A 19,874-nucleotide genomic window follows, 5' to 3' on the forward strand; every position below is an offset into this window, starting at 1 on the left:
CGACGCGATGCGGGGGGCCTTTCCGATCGGGCCGGCCTCATGGATAAGGGAAAACTTATAGCATAAGGAATTGATTATCATAGGCCAAGCAAATCGCTATTTTACTTTTCCGTCATTCGGCATTACGCTGAAGGTGGGGCGACGCCCCGGAAGATCGGATGCAGAAAGGAGCGACGGCGATGACCCTGAAGGAGTCCGAGAAGGAAAAGGCGCGAAGCCGCTGGGCGTCCGGCGTCATCCCTTACAAGGAGATGGGGTACTGGGTGCCGGACTATGAAGTGAAGGAGACCGACGTCATCGCCGCCTTCCGCTTTGTGCCGCAAGAGGGCATCGAGCCGGAAGAGGCGGCGGCGGCGATCGCCGGCGAGTCGTCGACGGCGACGTGGACGGTCGTTTGGACCGACCGGCTGACGTCATATGAAAACTACCAGGCGAAGGCGTTCCGCGTCGACCCGGTGCCGGGGACCGACCAGTACATCGCCTACATCGCCTACGACATCGACCTTTTCGAAGAAGGCTCCATCGCCAACATGGCCTCGTCGATCGTCGGGAACGTCTTCGGCTTCAAGGCGTTAAAGAGCCTCCGTCTCGAAGACCTCCGCATCCCGCTTCACTACATCAAGACGTTCCAGGGGCCGCCCCACGGCATCGTCATGGAGCGCGAGCTCCTCAACAAGTACGGCCGGCCGCTCCTCGGGGCGACGGTGAAGCCGAAGCTTGGCCTTACGGCCCGGAACTACGGCCGCGTCGTCTACGAAGCGCTCCGGGGCGGCCTCGACTTTACGAAGGACGACGAGAACACGAACTCCCAGCCGTTTCAACGCTGGCGCGACCGGTACCTCTACGTCATGGAGGCGGTCCACAAGGCGATGGCCGAGACCGGCGAGATCAAGGGCCATTATCTGAACGTCACCGCCGCGACGATGGAAGACATCTACGAGCGGGCGGAGTTCGCCAAGGAGCTCGGGAGCGTCATCATCATGATCGACCTCACCGTCGGCTTTTCCGCCATCCAGTCGATGGCCAAGTGGGCCCGGAAAAACAGCATGATCCTCCACCTCCACCGGGCCATGCACAGCACCTTCACGCGGCAGAAGACCCACGGCATCAACTTCCGGGTCATCGCCAAGTGGATGCGGATGGCTGGCGTCGACCACCTGCACGCCGGGACCGTCGTCGGCAAGCTCGAGGGCGATCCGAACATCACCCGCGGCTACTACAAGACGCTCCGCGAACACAAGGTCGAGGCCGATCCGACCATGGGGCTCTACTTCGCCCAGGACTGGGGCTCGATGCCGGGCGTCATGCCCGTCGCCTCCGGCGGCATCCACGCCGGTCAGGTTCACCAGCTTTTGCACCTCTTCGGCGACGACGTCGTGCTTCAGTTTGGCGGCGGTACGATCGGCCATCCGATGGGGATCGCCGCCGGCGCGACGGCCAACCGCGTCGCCGTCGAGGCGATGGTCAAAGCCCGGAACGAAGGCCGGGACATCCTGAACGAGGGGCCGGAGATTCTCGAACGGGCGGCCCGCTTCTCGCCGGCGCTTCGGGCGGCGCTCGACGTCTGGAAGGACGTCACGTTCGATTTTGCCTCGACCGACACCCCGGACGTGACGGTGACGCCGACGTTTTAAGATGGGCAAGCGAGGAGGGATGGCGATGTCGTTTCGCCTGACGCAGGGGACGTTTTCCTACCTTCCCGATTTGACCGATGAAGAGATCGCCAAGCAGGTGCAGTACGCCCTCGATCGCGGGTGGGCGATCAACATCGAATTCACGGACGACCCGCACCCGCGGAACGTCTACTGGGACATGTGGGGACTTCCGATGTTCGACCTTCAGGACCCGTCGGCGGTCCTGTATGAGATTCAAAAGTGCCGTGAGGCGTACCCGAACCACTACATCCGGGTGAGCGCCTACGATCGGAGCTACGGCCGCCAGACGATTGCGCTGCAGTTTATCGTCCACCGGCCGAAGCACGAGCTCGGCTTCCACGTCATCCGTCAGGAAGTTCGGGACCGGCAGATCCGCTACACCCTCCACAGCTATGCCACCGACCGGCCGAAAGGGGAGCGGTACGTCGACTGACCGCGGACCGTCGGCCGATCGCGAACCGTCTGGCGATCGCGGACCGTCGATCGAGCGCGGTCTGACGACCGACCGAACCCCGAACGAGGCGGAGGGTGAAAAGAGGCGGAGCGCGAACAACGGAACGGGGCGACGAGGCCGAGGAGCGGCCCGGGAAAGGAGGAGAGCGCATGACCCTGCGTCCGGAAGCGGAGGCGGCGGAGGCGCCGAAGGCGCTCGAGGCGCTCACGCCGGAGGAACTCGCCCGTTCGGCGGACCTCAAGGCCTTCGTCCGGGAGACGGCGATCGATGAGGTGCTCGATCAGCTGGACCGGGAGCTCGTTGGACTGAAACCGGTGAAGATGAAGATCCGGGAGATCGCCGCCCTCCTCCTCGTCGATCGCCTCCGGCGGAGCGTCGGCCTGAAGACGCCGCCGCCGACGTTGCACATGTCCTTTACCGGCAACCCCGGCACCGGCAAAACGACCGTCGCCCTTCGGATGGCCCAGATCCTGCACCGGCTGGGCTACGTCCGGAAGGGGCACCTCGTCGCCGTCACCCGGGACGACCTCGTCGGGCAGTACATCGGCCACACGGCCCCGAAGACGAAGGAAGTGCTCAAGCGGGCGATGGGCGGGGTGCTGTTCATCGACGAGGCGTACTACCTGTACCGGCCGGAAAACGAGCGGGACTACGGCCAGGAAGCGATCGAGATCCTGCTTCAGGTGATGGAGACCCACCGGGACGATCTCGTCGTCATCCTCGCCGGCTATAAGGAAAAAATGGACCAGTTCTTCCGTTCGAACCCCGGCATGCGCTCCCGAATCGCCCACCACATCGATTTTCCGGACTACACCCTCGACGAGCTCCTCGAGATCGCCCGCCTCATGCTGCGGGAGCAGGGGTATCGCTTCACGCCGGCGGCGGAAGAGGCCTTCCGCCGGTACCTGGAGCGACGGATGCAAATGCCTCATTTCGCCAACGCCCGCAGCGTCCGGAACGCCCTCGACCGGGCGCGGCTCAGGCAGGCGAACCGGCTCTTCGCCCGCGGCGCGTGCACCGTCGCCGACCTCGTGACGATCGATGCCGCCGACATCCTGCAGAGCCGCGTGTTTCAGGACGGCTGAGGCGGCGTCGACCGGCCCGCTCGGATGACCGGGCCGCCGGCGGTCTTCCGACGGCGGCCGACATCGTTTACAATAGCAAGGAGGCCCGTCGCTGGTGCTCCTTGCATCTTTTTACTTGATCTCCTTTTTGCGCGGGTCCGCGGGCCGAACGCTCGGAGCCGGGGAACGAAGGGTCAGGAGGGATGCGAACGTGTCAAGCGAACAAGTGTTTGACGTCACCGTCATCGGCGGCGGTCCGGCGGGACTGTTTGCCGCGTTTTACTGCGGCATGCGGGACCTCTCCTGCCAGATCATCGACAGCTTGCCGGAGCTGGGTGGGCAGCTCACGGCCCTGTATCCGGAAAAGTACATCTACGACGTCGGCGGGTTTCCGAAGATCCGGGCCAAGGAGCTGGTCGAGCAGCTCAAAGCCCAAGCCATGCAATTTTCTCCGGCCGTCTTTCTCGAAGAGCAGGTCACCGGCCTGACGAAGACCGACGACGGGCTGTTCGTCCTCGAAACGACGAAGGCCGTCCGCCGGAGCCGGGCGGTGATCATCGCCGGCGGCGTCGGCACGTTTACGCCCCGGAAGCTTCCGGCCAAGGGCGCCGAAGCGTACGAAGGGAAGGGCGTCCATTATTTTCTTCCGTCGGCGGAGCCGTTTCGCGGCAAGCGGGTGCTCGTCGTCGGCGGCGGCGATTCGGCGGTCGACTACGCCCTCATGCTGGAGCCGGTGGCGGAGAAGGTCATCCTCATCCATCGTCGGGATCAGTTCCGGGCGCACGAACATAGCGTCAAGCAGCTCTTTGAGTCGTCGGTCGAGGTGCGGACGTTTACCGAACTTCTGGACGTGAAAGGCGACGGCAAGGTGGAGGCGGTGACGGTCATCCACAACCAGACGAAGGAGACGGACGAGATCGCCGTCGATGCCGTCGTAAGCGGTCTCGGCTTTGTCGCCTCCCTCGGCCCGATCAAAAACTGGGGCCTGGAGATCGAAGGGAACAGCATCGTCGTCAACTCGAAGATGGAGACGAACATTCCGGGGGTCTACGCGATCGGCGACATCAACACGTATCCGGGCAAGGTGAAGCTCATCGCCGTCGGCCTCGGCGAGGCGCCGATCGCGGTGTCGAACGCGAAGACGTACATCGATCCGACGGCGAAGCTGGCGACGATCCATTCGAGCGATCGGACCGACATCCCCGTCGGCCGGGCATGATCGTTCCGGTCCGGCCGCCGCCAAACGGAGTCGCCGAGAAAGGAGCGGACGATCGGTGGGGGAAGCTGAGGCGCGTGCCATCGCCGCCATCCGGGCCCTGGCCATCGACGCCATCGAACGGGCGCAGTCGGGTCACCCGGGCCTCCCGATGGGGGCGGCGCCGATGGCCTACGTTCTTTGGACGAGGCATCTTGTGCACAACCCGAAAAACCCGGCCTGGCCCGACCGCGACCGCTTCATCCTCTCCGCCGGCCACGGGTCGATGCTCCTCTATGCCCTCCTTCACCTTACCGGCTACGACGTCAGCCTCGACGATCTGAAGGCGTTTCGGCAGTGGGGATCGAAGACGCCGGGGCATCCGGAGTACGGCCACACGCCGGGGGTGGAAGCGACGACGGGCCCCCTCGGCCAGGGGATCGCCATGGCGGTCGGCATGGCGATGGCGGAGCGGCACCTCGCCGCCCGCTTCAACCGGCCGGGTTTTCCGATCGTCGACCATTATACCTACACCCTCGTCGGCGACGGCGACCTCATGGAAGGGGTGGCGGCGGAGGCGGCGTCCCTTGCCGGCCACCTCAAGCTCGGCCGGCTGATCGCCCTTTACGACTCGAACGACGTCTCCCTCGACGGGAGCACCGACAAGGCCTTTACGGAAGACGTCGCCCTCCGGTTTCGGGCATACGGCTGGCAGGTGCTCCGCGTCGACGACGGCCACGACCTCGAGGCGATCGACCGGGCGATCGCGGCGGCCAAGGCGGAAGCCGAGCGGCCGAGCCTCATCATCGTTCGGACCGTCATCGGCTACGGGAGCGCGAAGGCCGGGACGAGCGCCGTCCACGGGGCGCCCCTCGGGCCGGAGGACGCCGCCCGGGCGAAGGCGGCGTACGGCTGGTTCCATCCGCCGTTTGACGTGCCGGACGACGTCCGGGCGCACTTCGCCGAGGTCGCCCGCCGGGGCGAAGCGGCGGAGGCCAAGTGGCGGGACCTTTTCGAGCGCTACCGGGCGGAACACCCGGCGCTCGCCGACGCTTTCCTGGCGGCCCTGGAACGGAAGCTGCCCGATGACCTCGCGGCGGCGCTGCCTACGTTTGCGCCGGGGGAGAAGAAGATCGCCACCCGGGACGCTTCCGGGACGGTGCTGAACGCCCTGGCGCAGGCGATCCCGACCTTGATCGGCGGATCGGCGGACCTCGCCTCGTCGAACAAGACGACGCTCAAGGGAGAGGCGGATTTCGGGCCGCCGGATTACGCCGGCCGGAACATCTGGTTCGGCGTCCGGGAACACGCCATGGGGGCGATCTTAAACGGGATGGCCCTCCACGGCGGTCTCGTCGTCTACGGGGGGACGTTTTTCGTCTTCTCCGATTACCTCCGGCCGGCGATGCGCCTGTCCGCCCTGATGGGGGTCCCGGTCCTCTACGTGCTGACCCATGACAGCATCGCCGTCGGCGAGGACGGGCCGACGCACCAGCCGATCGAGCATCTGGCGTCGCTCCGGGCGATGCCGAACCTCTTCGTCTTCCGGCCGGCGGACGCCAACGAGACGGCGGCCGCCTACGCTGCGGCCCTCGCGGCGCCGAAGACGCCGTCCGCCCTCGTCCTTTCCCGTCAGGGTCTGCCGGTTCTGCCCGAGACGGCGGAGCGGGCGATGGAGGGGGTCCGCCGGGGCGGTTACGTCCTGTACGAGGCCGGCTTTCGCCGGGATCGGCCGCGGGTAATCTTCATCGCCACCGGTTCCGAGGTGGCCCTCGCCCGGCAGGCGGCGGAGCGGCTCTTTGGCGAAGGGGTCGGCGTCCGGGTGGTGAGCCTTCCGTGCTGGGAGCTTTTCGAAGCGCAGCCGGACGACTACCGCCGGGCGGTGCTCCCGCCGGAGGTCCGGGCTCGGGTGACGGTGGAGATGGCGTCGCCGTTCGGTTGGGAGCGGTACGCCGGCGAGGCCGGCGTGATCGTCGGCATCGACCGCTTCGGCGCGTCGGCGCCGGGCGAGGTGCTCGTCGAGCGATTCGGCTTTACCGCCGAGCGACTCGTGGCGGCGGCCCGGGAGGCGCTCCGGCGGGCCGGGGAAGCCGTCGGGATGCCGGCGGGAGACGACCGCGGCGCTTGAGCGGCCGTTCACAATCGTTTTTCCGGGCGCGCGGGAGGTTGACCATTTGCCGGCGGCGACGCCGGCGGAAGGGAAGCGGGCGCCAGGCGCCGCAAGGCGTCTGGCGCCGAACCGTTTTCGGATTTTGTGTCCGAATAGAACAAAGGCCGTTCTTTTTCACAAAAGGATGAAAGGCGGGGAGAAGATGCCGTCGTCCTTTCCGGTGCTTGGGCTCATCGTCGCGCTTCCGCTTGCGTTTCTCATCGTCCTCGCCGCGGTGCCGGCCCGGTCGGTCGGGGCGATCCGAACGCTCGGGCTTTTGGGATCGGCGGCGCCGGCCGGGCTCGCCTTCTATGCGCTCACCCGTTTTGATCTCACCGGAGGCGGCTGGCAGTTTCGAGAGGGCGCTCGGTGGTTCACCCTCTGGATGCCGTCGTTTGATGTCGCAAGCCACGGCTGGCAGCTCGTGCCGCTTCCGATCGACGGGACGCTCGCCGTCGACGGACTATCGCTCCCGCTTCTTTTCATGGCGACGTTTGTCGGCTTCATGGCGGCCCTGGCCTCTTGGACGGTGACGCACCGGCCGAAGGCGTACTGGATGTTCGTGCTGCTCCTGAACGCCGGGATGAACGGCGCCTTCGCGGCGACGAATCTGCTTCTATTCTTCGTGTTTTTTGAGCTCACGCTGGTGGCGCTCTTTTTCCTTGTCGGCATCTGGGGCGGGGAGGCCCGGGAGCGGGCGGCGTATCAGCTTCTCCTCTACAACGGCCTCGGTTCGCTGATCATGCTGGCGGTGTTTTTGCTCCTCTTTCATCTTACGGGGTCGTTCGACGTCTCGACGGTGGCGGAGCGGCTGGGGGAGCGGGCGCTTCCCGGGTGGCTCGTGACGGGGACGTTTTTGGCCCTCGTCGTCGCCTTCGGCATCAAGCTTCCGATCGTGCCCTTCCACACGTGGGTGCTGAACGTTCATCCGGTCGCGTCGGCGCCGATGTCGATGATCCTCTCCGGCGTGCTGCTTAAAATCGGCGGCTACGGCCTCATTCGCTTCGGCGTCGGCTTTTTCCCGGAAGAAGTCCGGCGGTGGGCGCCGCTTCTCGCCGTCTTCGGTCTCATCAACCTCCTCTACGGGGCCTTTCTGGCGCTCCAGGAAGGGGAGCTCAAGCGGCTGATCGCGTACTCGAGCATCAGCCACATGGGCCTCGTCCTCTTCGGCCTTGCGGCCGCCAACGAGGAGGGGCTGAGCGGGGCGGTCTTTCAGATGGTTTCCCACGGTTTCATCTCGGCGCTCCTCTTCCTCGTCGCCGGCGTGATCGCCGAGCGGACGGGGACGGCCCGCTTGGCAGAGCTCGGCGGGCTCTGGCAGCCGATGCCGCTTGCGAGCGGGGTGCTTCTCGTCGGGGCGCTCGCGTCCCTGGGGCTCCCGGCGTTTTCCGGCTTTGTGGCGGAGCTTCTGACCTACCTCGGCCTCTTTAAGAGCGGCCAAGGGGTGATCGCCGTCCTGGGCGCTTTCGGCCTCGTTTTGAGCGCCGCTTACCTCCTCCGGGGGGCGCTGACCGCCGGCTGGGGCCCGGTGCCTGAGCGGGCCAAAGCGTTGACCGACGCCCGGCCGGTAGAGATCGTGCCGATGCTCCTCCTGGTGGCGGCGATTCTTTGGATCGGGGTGTATCCGTTCGTCCTCGGCGAGGCGATGAAGGCGTCGATCGGGGCGCTCGTCGCCCGCTTGTAATCGGCCACGGATGACGCGGCCTCGAGCGGGGGGATGGCGGTGGAGTATCTCAATTTGCGGCGACTCAACATCTTCCGGACGGTCGTCCGGCACATGAACTTTTCCCGGGCGGCAGAGGAGCTCTACTTGAGCCAGCCGGCCGTCTCGCAGCACATCCGCCAGCTGGAGGAGTACTTCGGCGTGAAGCTTTTCGAGCAGGCCGGAAAGCAGCTTGTCCTGACGGAGGCCGGCGCCTACCTGAAGGACGCGGCAGACCGGCTGTTTCGCCAGCTGGAAGAAGTGCAGCAGACGATCAAGGACATCCGGACGAATCGCGTCGGAACGCTCACGATCACCGCCGACACGTCTGCCGGGGCGTACGTCGTGCCGCCGTTTCTCGGCCTGTTTCATCGAGAGCATCCTCAGGTGGCGCTGAAGCTCGAAGTGGCGAACCGGAGCGCGGTGCTGCAGCGGCTTTTTCGGGCGGAGACGGATCTGGCGGTCATGGGCTATCCGAAGCAGTCGCCGTATCTCGAAGCGGAGCCCTTCCTCGACAATCGCCTCGTCGTCATCGCGCCGGCGGATCATCCGCTGGCCGGCGAGCGGAACATCCCGCTCCGGCGGCTGGAGAAGGAGCCGTTTTTGCTCCGGGAGCGGGGATCCGGCACCCGGAGCACGACGGAGCGCTTTTTCCAGGAAAACGGGGTGTTTCCCAACGTCCGGATGGAGCTCGGCAGCATCGCCGCGATCAAGGAGGCGGTCGCCGCCGGAATCGGCATTTCGGTCGTCTCGGAGGTGGCGATCCGGCTGGAGCGGCGGGTCGGACTCATCGCCGTCCTCGATGTGGAGGGGTTTCCGATCGTGCGGCAGTGGTACGTCGTCCACCCGGCGCAGCAGCCCCTTTCGCCGCTGGCGCTGGCGTTTCGCCAGCTTCTTTTGGAACAGGGGCGGGCGTACGGGGCATTTGAAAGCGCCGTCGAGCGGTTCGTCGCCGAGCCGGCGGCGGGGAAGGCCGGCGGTAAGCGGGAAAAGCGGGACGACGGCCGGCGGGGCCGCCCGGCGCCGCCGGAAGAGGCGCCGGCGCGGGAAGAGGTCGGCGGGCGGGAGGCGGCCGGGGATCGGATGGCGGATGAGTCGCCGTCAGGCGAATCGTTGTAGGTCGTCGGCGCCGAATCGCGGAAGGCCGGCGGCGCCGAACGCCGGTTGCCGCGAAGGCCGAATCGCCGTGTCATGGTCTTAAAGTGTCATGGTTTTAAAAAGGAGGTGACGACCTGGTTCGGCAGAGGGCCTGCCTGATCACGATTTAGGTAGGTTTGACGAACCAGGGAAAGGATGGACCTCGGCCTCAAGGACAAGGTCGTGCTCATCACCGGCGGCACCCGGGGAATCGGCCGGGCGATCGCCGAAGCGTTTTTCACCGAGGGAGCCCGGGTCGCGGTGGCCGCCCGGGGCGATGACGGCCTGCGGGCGGTGGAGGCGGCCCTTCCGGGGGCAAAGGGGTTTTCGTTCGACGCTTTTGCCGCCGATTCTCGGGCGGAGCTCGTCGAGGCGGTCGTCCGCCATTTCGGACGCCTGGACGTCCTCGTGAACAACGCCGGGGCCAGCTACGGCGCCGATGCGGCGACGACGCCGCTCGAGGACTACCGCCGGGCGATGGAGATCAATTTTTTTGCCGCCGTCGATCTCGCGCTTCGGGCGCTTCCGCACCTCGAGGCGGTCGGCGGCACCGTCGTCAACGTGAGCTCGATCTGGGGGCGGGAGGCCGGCGGCAAGGCGCCCTACAACGCGGCGAAGGCGGCCCTCATCAGCTTTACGAAGGCGCTCGGCGATGCGGCGATCCGGCGGGGCGTCCGGGTCGTCGGCGTCGCGCCGGGGTCGATCCGCCACCCCGGCGGAAGCTGGGATCGGAGGGTTCAGGAGGATCCGGAAGGGATGCTGGCGTTCGTCGCGGCGAACATCCCCGCCGGCCGCTTCGGAACGGCGGAAGAAGTGGCCGCCGCCGTCGTCTTCCTCGCTTCCCCTCGGGCGTCGTGGATCGTCGGGACGACGGTCGTCGTCGACGGCGGCCAGTCAAAGATGTTTTAATGCACATATGTGTATAAGATTTCCGTTGACTTTGGCCGGTTCCTGTGGCATCCTTAGGACATCGTCGGGCGAAAGGTCGCTCCTTTCGAACAGCGGGGCCCGATGGGCGCGGCCAGGCGATGACCGGTTCATCGGAGGTTCGGAAAGACGAACAGAATCAGAGAAAGGGGAGCCGGCATGGCGCAAGAGCGAGCGATCCAGCGAGCGGCGGGGAGGCAAGCCGGCGGACGCTGGCGGCGGGGGGCGCTTTTTGTCCTCGCGGCGGTGTTCGTCCTCGGGCTTTCGCTTTCAGCCTGCGGCGGGGGCGGCGCGAAGGAGTCGAGCGGAAGCCCCGCGTCCGGTCCGGCGACGGAAGGCCAGGGGAGCGGCGGCGAGGCGGCCGGTCCGATCGAGGCGAAGATCGGGGCGGTCCTCATCCTCTCCGGCGGCGCTGCCGCTTACGGCGAGGCGCAGCGGAGCGGCCTCGAGATGGCCAAGGATGAGCTGAACGAAAAATACGCCGGAAAGCTCAAGCTCGACATCGTCTACGAAGACACCGGCGGCAAGAAAGAGAGCGCCATCAACGCCGTCAACAAGCTGATCAACGAAGATCGGGTCGTCGCCATCATCGGGCCGACGCTGTCGGCGGAGATGTTTGCCGCCGGCCCGGTGGCCAACGAAAACGAGACGCCGATCTTCGGCATCTCCAACACCGCGGAGGGAATCAACGACATCGGGCCGTACGTCTTCCGGAACTCGCTTCCGGAGTCGATCGCCATCCCGACGGCAATGAAGGCAGCGCAAAACCGGTACCATTTCAAGACGGCCGCCCTCATCTACGCCAACAACGACGACTTTTCCGTCTCCGGCTACAAGACGATGAAGAAGACGGCGGAGGAGCTCGGCCTCGAGATCGTCGCCGAGGAGAGCTTCGCCGTCGGGGATGTCGATTTTTCGGCGCAGCTGACGAACATCAAAAAGGCCGATCCGGACGTCTTGCTCATCTCGGCGCTGTACAAAGAAGGGGCCCTCGTCGTGAAAAAAGCCCGGGAGATGGGCCTCCGGGCGCGGATCCTCGGCGGGAACGGGTTCAACAACCCGAAGGTGTTCGAGATTGCCGGCGACGCCGCCGAAGGGCTGATCGTGGCGACGCCTTTCAGCCCGGAAAAGAACGATCCGAAGGTTCAGGCGTTCGTCAAGGCGTATGAAGCCCGCTACGGGAAGAAGCCCGACCAGTTTGCCGCCCAGGCGTACGACGGGCTCACGATCATTGCCGAATCGCTCCTCAAGGCGGGCAAGGCCGACCGGAAGCTGCTTCGGGATCAGTTGGCGGAGCTCAAAGACTTCGAGGGCGTCTCCGGGAAGCTTTCGTTCGACGAGCGCCGAAACCCGATCGGCGAGGCAGTCGTCGTCGTGGCGAAGGGCGGAAAGTACGTGCCGCTGGAGTCGGTCAGCGACTGAAGAAACGGCAAGCGACGGAAGAAATGCCGATCGACCGGCTCCGAAGGAAGGGGAAACCCCTGAAGGACCGCGGGATATGGCCGAAGCGGCAAAACAGAAATGAACGCCGGATCGGATCGCGGCATTTCGCGTCAGAAGGCGCCGGACGGACAGGGCGGGAGGCGGTCCCGCCCTTTTCTTCCGGTGTGGTGGCGAAGGAAATCGGTCAGGGGCCGCATTCGGGTTCGCGATACGGGGATCCGGCCGCATGGCGGCGGGATGGGAGGCGGGCGTTCGGGCATGTTGTTCGAGCAGCTTTTAAACGGCATCACCGTCGGCAGCACGTATGCCCTCATCGCCGTCGGTTATACGCTCATCTTCGGCGTCCTGGGCATGATCAACATGGCTCACGGGCAGATTTTCATCTTCGCCGCCCTCACGGCGATCGTGACGATGTCGGCGTTCGGCTGGCCGCTTCTTCCGGCCTTTTTCGTCTCCGTCGCCTGCGCGGCGGTCCTCGGGGCGCTCTTGGAAGCCGTCGCCTTCCGACCGCTCCGAAAAAAAGACGTGCCGCACCTGGCGCCGCTCATCAGCACGATCGGCTTTGCCACGATCCTCGACGACGCGATGATCAAGCTTTTCGGGGCCGACTCCCGGTTCGTCCCCGGAAAGCTCGGCGGCTCCTTTTCCGTGGGCGGCGTGGACGTCCGGACGGTCGACCTCGCGATCTTGGTCGCGGCTTTAGGACTGATGGCCCTCTTGCATCTCTGGATCCAGAAAACGCCGTTCGGGAAGGCGATCCGGGCGACTTCGGAAAGCCCCGAAACGGCGGCCATCCTCGGCATCCCGACCGACCGGGTGATCCTCGCGACGGTCGTCCTCGCTTCGGGACTGGGCGGCGTCGCGGGGCTTTTGCTCGGGCTGAGCTACGGGGCGGTCGCGCCGTCGATGGGCGTCGGGCTCGGATTCAAAGGACTGGCGGTCCTCGTCCTCGGCGGGCTCGGGAGCCTGCCGGGGGCCATGCTGGGCGGGCTTTTGCTCGGCGTGGTCGAAGTGCTGGCGGTCGCCTACGGAAGTTCGACGTACCGGGATGCGATCGCGTTTTTGATGATCATTCTCGTGTTTCTCGTTCGGCCGCAGGGGCTTTTTGGCGAAACACCCGTTCAGCGGTGACCGCTCCTTCCGCCGGGGAAAAGGAGGCGGGCGGCCCGGCGGCCGTTCCGAACGACCCGCTTGACCCCGCCGGTCGGGAGAAGAAAAACCGATCGGCGGGGCGCAAACGACGGCCCGGCGGGCGTCGTAAGGCGGGCAGGAAAGATCGAGGGACAAAGGACGAAAGAGGGCACCGGAACGATGGACTGGCTCAATCCGTATCAGCTGCAGGTCTTATCGTTTGTTTTTTTAAACGGCATCTTGGCGCTGAGCGTTTTTCTCACACTGGCGACGGGGCAGCTCTCCCTCGGTCAGGCGGGATTTATGAGCATCGGTGCCTATACGGCAGCGATCCTGACCGGACACGCCGGGATGCCGATGATCGTCGCGGTGCCCGCCGGCGCCGTCCTCGCCGGGGCGGTGGCCCTGATCATCGGCGGGCCGACGCTTCGGCTTCACGGCCTCTATCTCGCCATCGCGACCCTCGGTTTCGGCGAGGTCGTCCGGGTGGTGATGCTGAACCTCGAGGTGACGGGAGGCGCCCTCGGACTGAAGGGGCTGCCGTCTCTCGGCGGGGAGCTCTACCGGCTGGAGCAGACCCTGGGCCTTACGACGGAGCGGGTCGGGCTTACGCCGGCCCAGCTGAAGGCCCTGTCGGTAACGGTGTTTTTGTTCCTCCTCCTCCTTCTCGTCGTCGTTCTCCTCGCCCGCCTCATGCGCTCCCGGGTCGGCCGGGCGTTTTCGGCCATCCGGGCGGATGAGGTGGCGGCCGAGGCGATGGGGATCGACCTCCGGGCGTACAAGCTCCTCGCCTTCGTCCTCGGAGCGGTGCTCGCCGGCTTCGGCGGCGGGCTGTACGCCCACCTGACGACGGCGATCACGCCGGATGATTTCAATTACCACCGCGTGGTGGAGATGCTTTCCTTCGCCGTGATCGGCGGGGCGGAGGTGTTTTGGGGACCGCTGGTCGGCGCCCTGCTGTTGACGGCGCTGCCCGAGCTTCTTCGGGCGCTTCAGGACTACAAGATGATGTTTTACGGGGTGGCGATGCTCGTCGTAATGATCGTCCGGCCGCGGGGGCTCATCACGGAAGATCTTTTGTTCCGGTTCCGCCGGCGGCGGTTTTCCGCCGGCGGCCGGGCGCTGGAGGGATGAGGCATGCCGGAGGCGATGCTCGTCGTCGACGGCGTCTCGCGGCGCTTTGGCGGCCTTCTGGCGTTAAACGGCGTAAGCTTCAGCGTCTCACCCGGTGAGATCGTCGCCGTCATCGGGCCAAACGGCGCCGGGAAGACGACGCTCTTTAACGTGATCACCGGCCTTTTTCCGCCGACGGACGGGACGATCCGTTTCGAAGGGCGAACGATCTCCGGCCTTCCGCCGCACCGGATCGCCGCCCTCGGGATCGCCCGAACGTTTCAGAACATCCGCCTGTTCCGCTCGATGTCGGTCCTCGACAACGTCAAGGTCGGACGCCACAGCCGCACCCGGTCCGGGGCGCTGGCGGGCGTGCTCCGGACGCGGCGGGAGCGGGCCGAGGAACGGGAGACGGAGGCGCGGGCGCGGGCGCTCCTTCGCTTCGTCGGCCTGGAAAGCGCGGCGGATCTTCCCGCCGGGGCGCTTTCGTACGGTGCTCAGCGACGGCTCGAGATTGCCCGGGCGCTCGCCATGGAGCCGAAGCTCCTCCTCCTCGACGAGCCGGCCGCGGGGATGAACGAGGCAGAGACGGCGGATCTGGCGGAGCTTTTGCAAAACATCCGCCGGCAGGGAATCACCGAGCTCATCGTCGAGCACGACATGGGCCTGGTGATGGGGCTTTCGGACCGGGTGGTCGTTCTCAACTTCGGGGCGAAGATCGCCGAAGGGCCGCCGGAGGCGGTGCAGAACGACCCGGCGGTGATCGAGGCGTACCTCGGAAAGGACGACGACGAAAGCGGGGAAGCCCGCCCGTCCGAAGAGGGCGGCGCCTGACCATCCGCAAAAGGCGGCTTCGGGCCAAACCGCGGTCCGATCGCCGGAAAGGGGGGAAACGACCGGAGATGCTCGTCCTCGAGGGCATCAGTGCCGCCTACGGGCCGATCCGCGCCGTGCGGGACGTCACGCTTCGGGTGCCGGAGGGGAAGATCGTCGCCCTGATCGGCGCGAACGGCGCCGGCAAGACGACGACGATGCGGACGATCGCCGGCCTTCTCCGGCCCGTCGCCGGCCGGATCCTTTTCCGAGGTGAGCGGATCGACGGCCTCAAGCCCTACCGGATCGCCCGGCTCGGGATTTCCCTCGTGCCGGAAGGGCGGCAGATCCTCGCCCGGATGACGGTGCGGGAAAACCTTGAAATGGGCGCCTTTTTCCGCCGGGATCGGGCGGAGGTCGAGGCGGACTTTGAGCGGGTGTACGCTCTTTTTCCGGTGCTCAAAGAGCGGGAGCGACAGCTCGGCGGGACGCTTTCCGGCGGCCAGCAGCAGATGCTCGCCATCGCCCGGGCGCTCATGGCCCGGCCGAAGCTCCTTCTCCTCGACGAGCCGTCGATGGGGCTGGCGCCGCTCGTCGTCCAGGACATCTTCCGCACGATTCGGGCGATCAACGCCGCCGGGACGACGATCCTGATCGTCGAACAGAACGTTCGGCAAGTGCTCGCGTTTGCCGATTATGCGTATGTCCTCGAACACGGTGAAATCGTTCAGGAAGGGCCCGCGGAAGTGCTCCGGAGCGATCCGGCGATCGCGGCAGCGTACCTCGGCGGGCGGGGGAGCTGAACGCGCAGGCCGGATCGTCGATCGCAATATGGAAACATTTCTCGGAACTCAGCTGAGATCCACCGGAAGGATCGATATACAGTAAAAAATCGGCCGGAAACCGGCCGGATTTTAATATTTGTTATCGCGTTTATCATTGTTTCTGGGAGCACACATTTTTCCGACTTGGTCACCAAATCGGCTGATCGTCGAGGTAGGTTTCCAGCATGTCGCCTTTTCCTTCCACATGGACGGCCCGATAGGCGACCCGGGAAGCGCCTTCGATCCAGCCGAAATACCAGTCGCTTCTTTGAACGTCCCGATAGTGGCTCCGGACGGCCGTCTGTCCGTCGACGAGCGGTCCCCGGCCGAGCGCTTTGCTCAAGATGACGACGGTTTCGGCGCGGGTGACCGGATTATTCGGGCGGAAGGTTCCATCGGGATATCCGTCCAGGAAACCGAGCCGCACGGCCGTTTCGATGGCGTTATAAGCCCAGTGACTCGGCGAGACGTCGTGAAACGTGGGAGAAGGCGGAGCCCCTCCGGGAGGGTTGGCAAATTCGATCGGATCGAGATCGTACATCCGGACCATGACGGAGGCGATTTCGGCGCGCGTCGCCGGTCGATCCGGTTCGAAGGCTTGTGCCCGCAAAATCGGGAACAGGTTTTTGGCCGTAACGGCGGCGATCGCCTTACGGGCCCAGTGGTGACCGGGGACATCGATGTAGGCGATCGGGTGCCCGGTGTAAGCCTCGAGTTTCATAATGTGGGCAACCATGGAGGCAAGTTCGGCGCGGGTAACCAGCCGGTGCGGTTTAAACGTTTGATCCGGATACCCGGCGACAAAGGGGAGATAGACCTTGGCACCGACGGTGACACCGGCTTCCGAGGAGGTGAGTGGCTTGCGGCCGGCCGCAGAGATGGTCGCTGCATTGCGAATGAGCGTTCCCGAAGGAGTGCGGGGATCGATCTTCAACCGGACGATAAAGACATCTCCGGCACCGCTCGGCTGCTCCCCCAGCTTCCAGACGACGGCCCTACGCGCCGGATCGTACTGTCCCCCGCCGCTGGTGCTCAGCAGTGTCGTGTAAGGCGGCAGAGGATCGACGATTTCCACGGCGCTTGCATCTTCCAGCATGCGATAAGCGATGCGAAACTCGACGATGCCGCCGACTTCGACGGAGGTGTGGCTGGCCACCTTCGAAATTTGGTACGGCGCCGGTGAAACAATGCGAATGCGGGCCGGGGAGGAGGTCAGAGGTTTCCGGTCGAGGGCGGAGATGATCGCAACGTTTTCAAGGACGGTTCCTGGCTGCGTGTTCCGGTCGATTCGTCCGGTGACGGTCAGTACACCGGCTGCGTCCTGCTTCAGCGCCCCGAGGTTCCAGATCACCGCATGATCGGTCGCATCGTAGCGCCCTCCGGCGCTGGCGCTAATGAATTTCACTTCCTTCGGAAGGGGATCGCGAATGACCACGTTTTCGCTATCGGCCAACATCCGGTAGCGAATCTGATAGTCGACGGTTTCATCCGGGAGAGCCGTAGACGAAAGGGCCACTTTCTCCAGGGTATACGCCGGTTCGCTCGATGGGGGCGCAAAGGGGATGCCGCCTACTGGAACCGCCGCCGCCACGTCCGCCAGACCGATTTGAACGGTGACGCCGTTAAACAAAAGGCCGAGCAGCTGGATGGTCAGACCGCTTCCCGTCGCCGAGGCGGACGTTCCATCCGGGGCGGTCGCGGTCTGACCTTCAGATAGGGATATCTTTGCCACGCCGGGGATGTTGAGGACTTGCCCGCCGCTGATCGTGTAGGGGATGCCGAGGATGCGGAGCCGGGCGACCGCGTGATCGACCTTCGCCTGCGCGCCCCCCGGTTTTCCGTTGGCGATGGCGGTCGCGGTGATGTCTACAGCTTCAATTTTGATGGCCCCGGCGAGCAGCGACAGATCGGCGAGATGAACGCGAGCGGTAGCGGACAGAGAGCCGTCGGTGGAGGTCTTGACGGCGGTGGAATTTTCGATGGCGCCGAGGGTGATGAGTCCGGCAATGCCGAGGTTGGCTGTCGTCGTACTGGCCGCGGCGACCGGATCGCGTTTCTCCCATTGGGCCGAGGAGCGAGCGGTGAGCAATCCGACCGTCACGCCGGTTTCCGATGCGGAAGATCGCTCCTGATCGTCGGAGGTGTCGGGGGGAGCGGACGATTGGGAGGCCAATAGGGGAAGCTTTCCGTTCAAGAGGGTGAGTTCTACCGGAACGCCGCTGGCTTGCGCCGGCGGCTGAACTTGGTTGTCCAGGCGCGCTTCGCTCAAACCGGCGACGACCTTCAAGATGTCCAGTCCGGAAAGTGCGCTGATCTCAAGCGACTGCGTTCGTGCATGGCCGGAAAACGGCGGCGCTTTCGGCGGTGCAGCTTCGGTGCGGGACGGCCCCGGCCAAGCAAAAAAGGCGATCGAGACCATGAGAAGGGACAGGATCGCCGGGAAAATACGACGCATGCGTATACCCCCTATCCTTTTTACGTTTTTGTTTTTCAAATAACCAAATCCATTTTATTAAAAAACAAATAAAGAATGGTGTCGATTTTTGTCGAAATAATCATTCTAATTTTCTTATGAAATGATTCAACTAAACCGACTCATCGGCGCTCTTGATTTGCTAAATAAAATATAATTTAAGCCGGAGGCGAAAAAGAAAATCGGGAGCTGTGGAATGGGTCATGCTCGATCCTTTTGAAACCGACGCGTCTACGGTGGCGTGGCTCAAACGCGAGGGAAAATGCGCGATCTGCTATCTCAACGCCGGCGCTTGGGAGGACTGGCGCCCGGATGCCGAACGCTATCCCCAAAGGTCCTGGGAAAGAACGTCGCGGACTGGCCCGGGGAACGCTGGGTCAACATCCGGCGCCTGGATCTCCTCGTTTCCATCTGGCTGGATCGCTTCGATCTCTGTCTTGCCAAAACTTTCACGGCCTCGATCTCGACAATCTCAACGGTTATCAAAACGACACCGGATTTCCCCTCTCCGCAGAAGTTCAGCGAACAGGCGGAAGCGCTCGCCCCCGACTTCGACTGGATCCTCGTTGAAAGTTGCGTCCTGAAGGGCTGGTGTCCTCTCGCGCGCCCTTTTCGGGATGCCGGCAAACCGGTGCTGGCCCTCGAGGATGCCGAGCTCGGAGCGACGCCGGAGGACGCCGGAGGCGGTGTGCGATGAAGCCCGGCGCACCGGCCTGAACGCTCAAATCAAACGGCGGAAACTGGACGCCTGGCACAGTCCCTGTCGTGAATCTTATGGCCGCCAATGTTGGATCCAGTTTTCCCATCAGGGGTTTCCATGAGTCGATTTTTTTAAAAGAAGGTGAAAACGATGCGTCGGATTGGGACGAGCGATCTCGTCGTGCCGCCCCTCGGCCTCGGACTGATGCGGCTCGATCCGGCGGAAGCGGAAAGCCGCCGCGTTCTTGCGGCGGCTCTCGAGCGGGGGATCATCCTCTGGGATACGGCCGATCTGTATTTTTATGGCCAAAGCGAGGCGTGGGTCGGCCGCGTGCTCAAGGAGCTTGCGCCGGCGGAGCGACGCCGCGTCGTCGTCGTGACCAAAGGCGGCAACCGCTTTACGCCGGGTGAGGAAGGCTGGACGTGGACGCCGGATCCGGCGTACATCCGGGAGGCCGCCCGGGCGAGCGTCCGGCGCCTCGGCGTCGACGCCATTGATCTGTATCTTTTACACGGAGGGACAATGGCCGACCCGATCGATGCACTCGTCGAAGGGCTGGAAGGGCTCGTCCGAGAAGGGACGATCCGGCATTACGGCCTGTCGTCGATCCGCCCGGCGGTTGTCTGCCGGGCCCTCGAACGGGGGCGCTTTGTCGCCGTCATGAGCGCCTACGGGCCGCTTGACCGGCGACCGGAACGGGAAATCGTGCCGTGCGTCCGCACCCGCGGCGCTTCCCTCATCGTGCGGGGAGTGCTCGCCAAAGGATTATTGGGCCGGGACGGGCCGCGGCGGATCGCCGCCCTGGAGGCCGTCGGCGCCCACGGATATCCGCGGGAAGCCTTGCTGGAACTTTACCGGCAGCTCGAGGCCATCGCCCGGGAGACGGGCGATCCGGAAGGGTCGGTTGCCCGTCTCGCCTATCGCTTCGTCCTCGCCGAAGAGGCGGTCGCCGTCGCTCTCATCGGCGCCCGGACGGTGGCCCAGTTCGAGGAAGCGGCCGGGGCCCTCGATCTGCCGCCGCTTCCGCCGGAGGCGGTGGCGCGCATCCGAAGCCTCACCCGGGTCGACGACTATCCCGTCAAGGGCTAGGAAGG

The 19,874-nt window shown here is 65.1% G+C and carries 16 protein-coding genes; 15 read left to right on the forward strand and 1 reads right to left on the reverse strand.

The window, feature by feature from the left end; all coding sequences use genetic code 11:
- Positions 1 to 179 precede the first annotated feature (179 nt).
- From SA87_RS05265 to SA87_RS05330, 13 genes are all read left to right on the forward strand, one after another.
- Positions 180 to 1,634 (forward strand): form I ribulose bisphosphate carboxylase large subunit, encoded by a 1,455-nt coding sequence (locus SA87_RS05265; protein ID WP_066200159.1) that lies wholly within the window; start codon positions 180 to 182, stop codon positions 1,632 to 1,634.
- 25 nt (positions 1,635 to 1,659) lie between these two features.
- A complete protein-coding gene (locus SA87_RS05270) occupies positions 1,660 to 2,088 on the forward strand; it encodes a ribulose bisphosphate carboxylase small subunit (RefSeq protein WP_066200320.1) in 429 nt (142 codons plus the stop codon).
- Between the two features lie 170 nt (positions 2,089 to 2,258).
- A complete protein-coding gene (gene cbbX, locus SA87_RS05275; protein WP_066200163.1) occupies positions 2,259 to 3,194 on the forward strand; it encodes a CbbX protein in 936 nt (311 codons plus the stop codon).
- A gap of 190 nt (positions 3,195 to 3,384) precedes the next feature.
- The gene (locus SA87_RS05280; RefSeq protein WP_066200323.1) at positions 3,385 to 4,392 is read left to right on the forward strand and encodes an NAD(P)/FAD-dependent oxidoreductase; all 1,008 of its coding nucleotides are present in this window, start codon (positions 3,385 to 3,387) and stop codon (positions 4,390 to 4,392) included.
- 55 nt (positions 4,393 to 4,447) lie between these two features.
- Positions 4,448 to 6,496 (forward strand): transketolase, encoded by a 2,049-nt coding sequence (tkt, locus tag SA87_RS05285; RefSeq protein ID WP_066200166.1) that lies wholly within the window; start codon positions 4,448 to 4,450, stop codon positions 6,494 to 6,496.
- 184 nt (positions 6,497 to 6,680) lie between these two features.
- Entirely contained in the window at positions 6,681 to 8,201 is a 1,521-nt protein-coding gene (locus SA87_RS05290) for a complex I subunit 4 family protein (RefSeq protein WP_066442269.1), read from the forward strand.
- Positions 8,202 to 8,234: 33 nt separating this feature from the next.
- Positions 8,235 to 9,338, forward strand: coding sequence for a LysR family transcriptional regulator (locus SA87_RS05295; RefSeq protein ID WP_066200171.1), 1,104 nt, complete (start codon positions 8,235 to 8,237; stop codon positions 9,336 to 9,338).
- Between the two features lie 174 nt (positions 9,339 to 9,512).
- The gene (locus SA87_RS05300) at positions 9,513 to 10,265 is read left to right on the forward strand and encodes an SDR family NAD(P)-dependent oxidoreductase (protein WP_066200173.1); all 753 of its coding nucleotides are present in this window, start codon (positions 9,513 to 9,515) and stop codon (positions 10,263 to 10,265) included.
- A 177-nt stretch (positions 10,266 to 10,442) separates the two neighbouring features.
- Positions 10,443 to 11,705, forward strand: a complete 1,263-nt coding sequence (locus SA87_RS05305) for an ABC transporter substrate-binding protein (RefSeq protein ID WP_082718532.1) — start codon at positions 10,443 to 10,445, stop codon at positions 11,703 to 11,705.
- Between the two features lie 279 nt (positions 11,706 to 11,984).
- The gene (locus SA87_RS05310) at positions 11,985 to 12,857 is read left to right on the forward strand and encodes a branched-chain amino acid ABC transporter permease (protein ID WP_066200331.1); all 873 of its coding nucleotides are present in this window, start codon (positions 11,985 to 11,987) and stop codon (positions 12,855 to 12,857) included.
- A 180-nt stretch (positions 12,858 to 13,037) separates the two neighbouring features.
- Complete coding sequence (locus SA87_RS05320; protein WP_066200181.1) at positions 13,038 to 13,991, forward strand: branched-chain amino acid ABC transporter permease; 954 nt, start codon at positions 13,038 to 13,040, stop codon at positions 13,989 to 13,991.
- Between the two features lie 3 nt (positions 13,992 to 13,994).
- Entirely contained in the window at positions 13,995 to 14,804 is an 810-nt protein-coding gene (locus SA87_RS05325; protein ID WP_066200183.1) for an ABC transporter ATP-binding protein, read from the forward strand.
- Positions 14,805 to 14,872: 68 nt separating this feature from the next.
- On the forward strand, positions 14,873 to 15,586 hold the full coding sequence (locus SA87_RS05330) for an ABC transporter ATP-binding protein (RefSeq protein WP_066200188.1): 714 nt from the start codon (positions 14,873 to 14,875) through the stop codon (positions 15,584 to 15,586).
- A 169-nt stretch (positions 15,587 to 15,755) separates the two neighbouring features.
- Here the strand turns inward: SA87_RS05330 and SA87_RS05335 are convergent, their stop codons facing one another.
- The gene (locus SA87_RS05335) at positions 15,756 to 18,101 is read right to left on the reverse strand and encodes a choice-of-anchor P family protein (RefSeq protein WP_156516500.1); all 2,346 of its coding nucleotides are present in this window, start codon (positions 18,099 to 18,101) and stop codon (positions 15,756 to 15,758) included.
- A gap of 182 nt (positions 18,102 to 18,283) precedes the next feature.
- On the opposite strand from SA87_RS05335, the gene SA87_RS13120 reads away from it, so the two are divergent.
- Together SA87_RS13120 and SA87_RS05345 are read left to right on the forward strand one after the other, a co-directional pair.
- Complete coding sequence (locus SA87_RS13120; protein ID WP_368014886.1) at positions 18,284 to 18,664, forward strand: endo alpha-1,4 polygalactosaminidase; 381 nt, start codon at positions 18,284 to 18,286, stop codon at positions 18,662 to 18,664.
- A gap of 266 nt (positions 18,665 to 18,930) precedes the next feature.
- Positions 18,931 to 19,869 (forward strand): aldo/keto reductase, encoded by a 939-nt coding sequence (locus SA87_RS05345; RefSeq protein ID WP_066200195.1) that lies wholly within the window; start codon positions 18,931 to 18,933, stop codon positions 19,867 to 19,869.
- Positions 19,870 to 19,874: the final 5 nt, after the last annotated feature.

It is taken from the genome of Hydrogenibacillus schlegelii (assembly GCF_001653195.1).
GTDB lineage: Bacteria > Bacillota > Bacilli > Thermicanales > DSM-22653 > Hydrogenibacillus > Hydrogenibacillus schlegelii.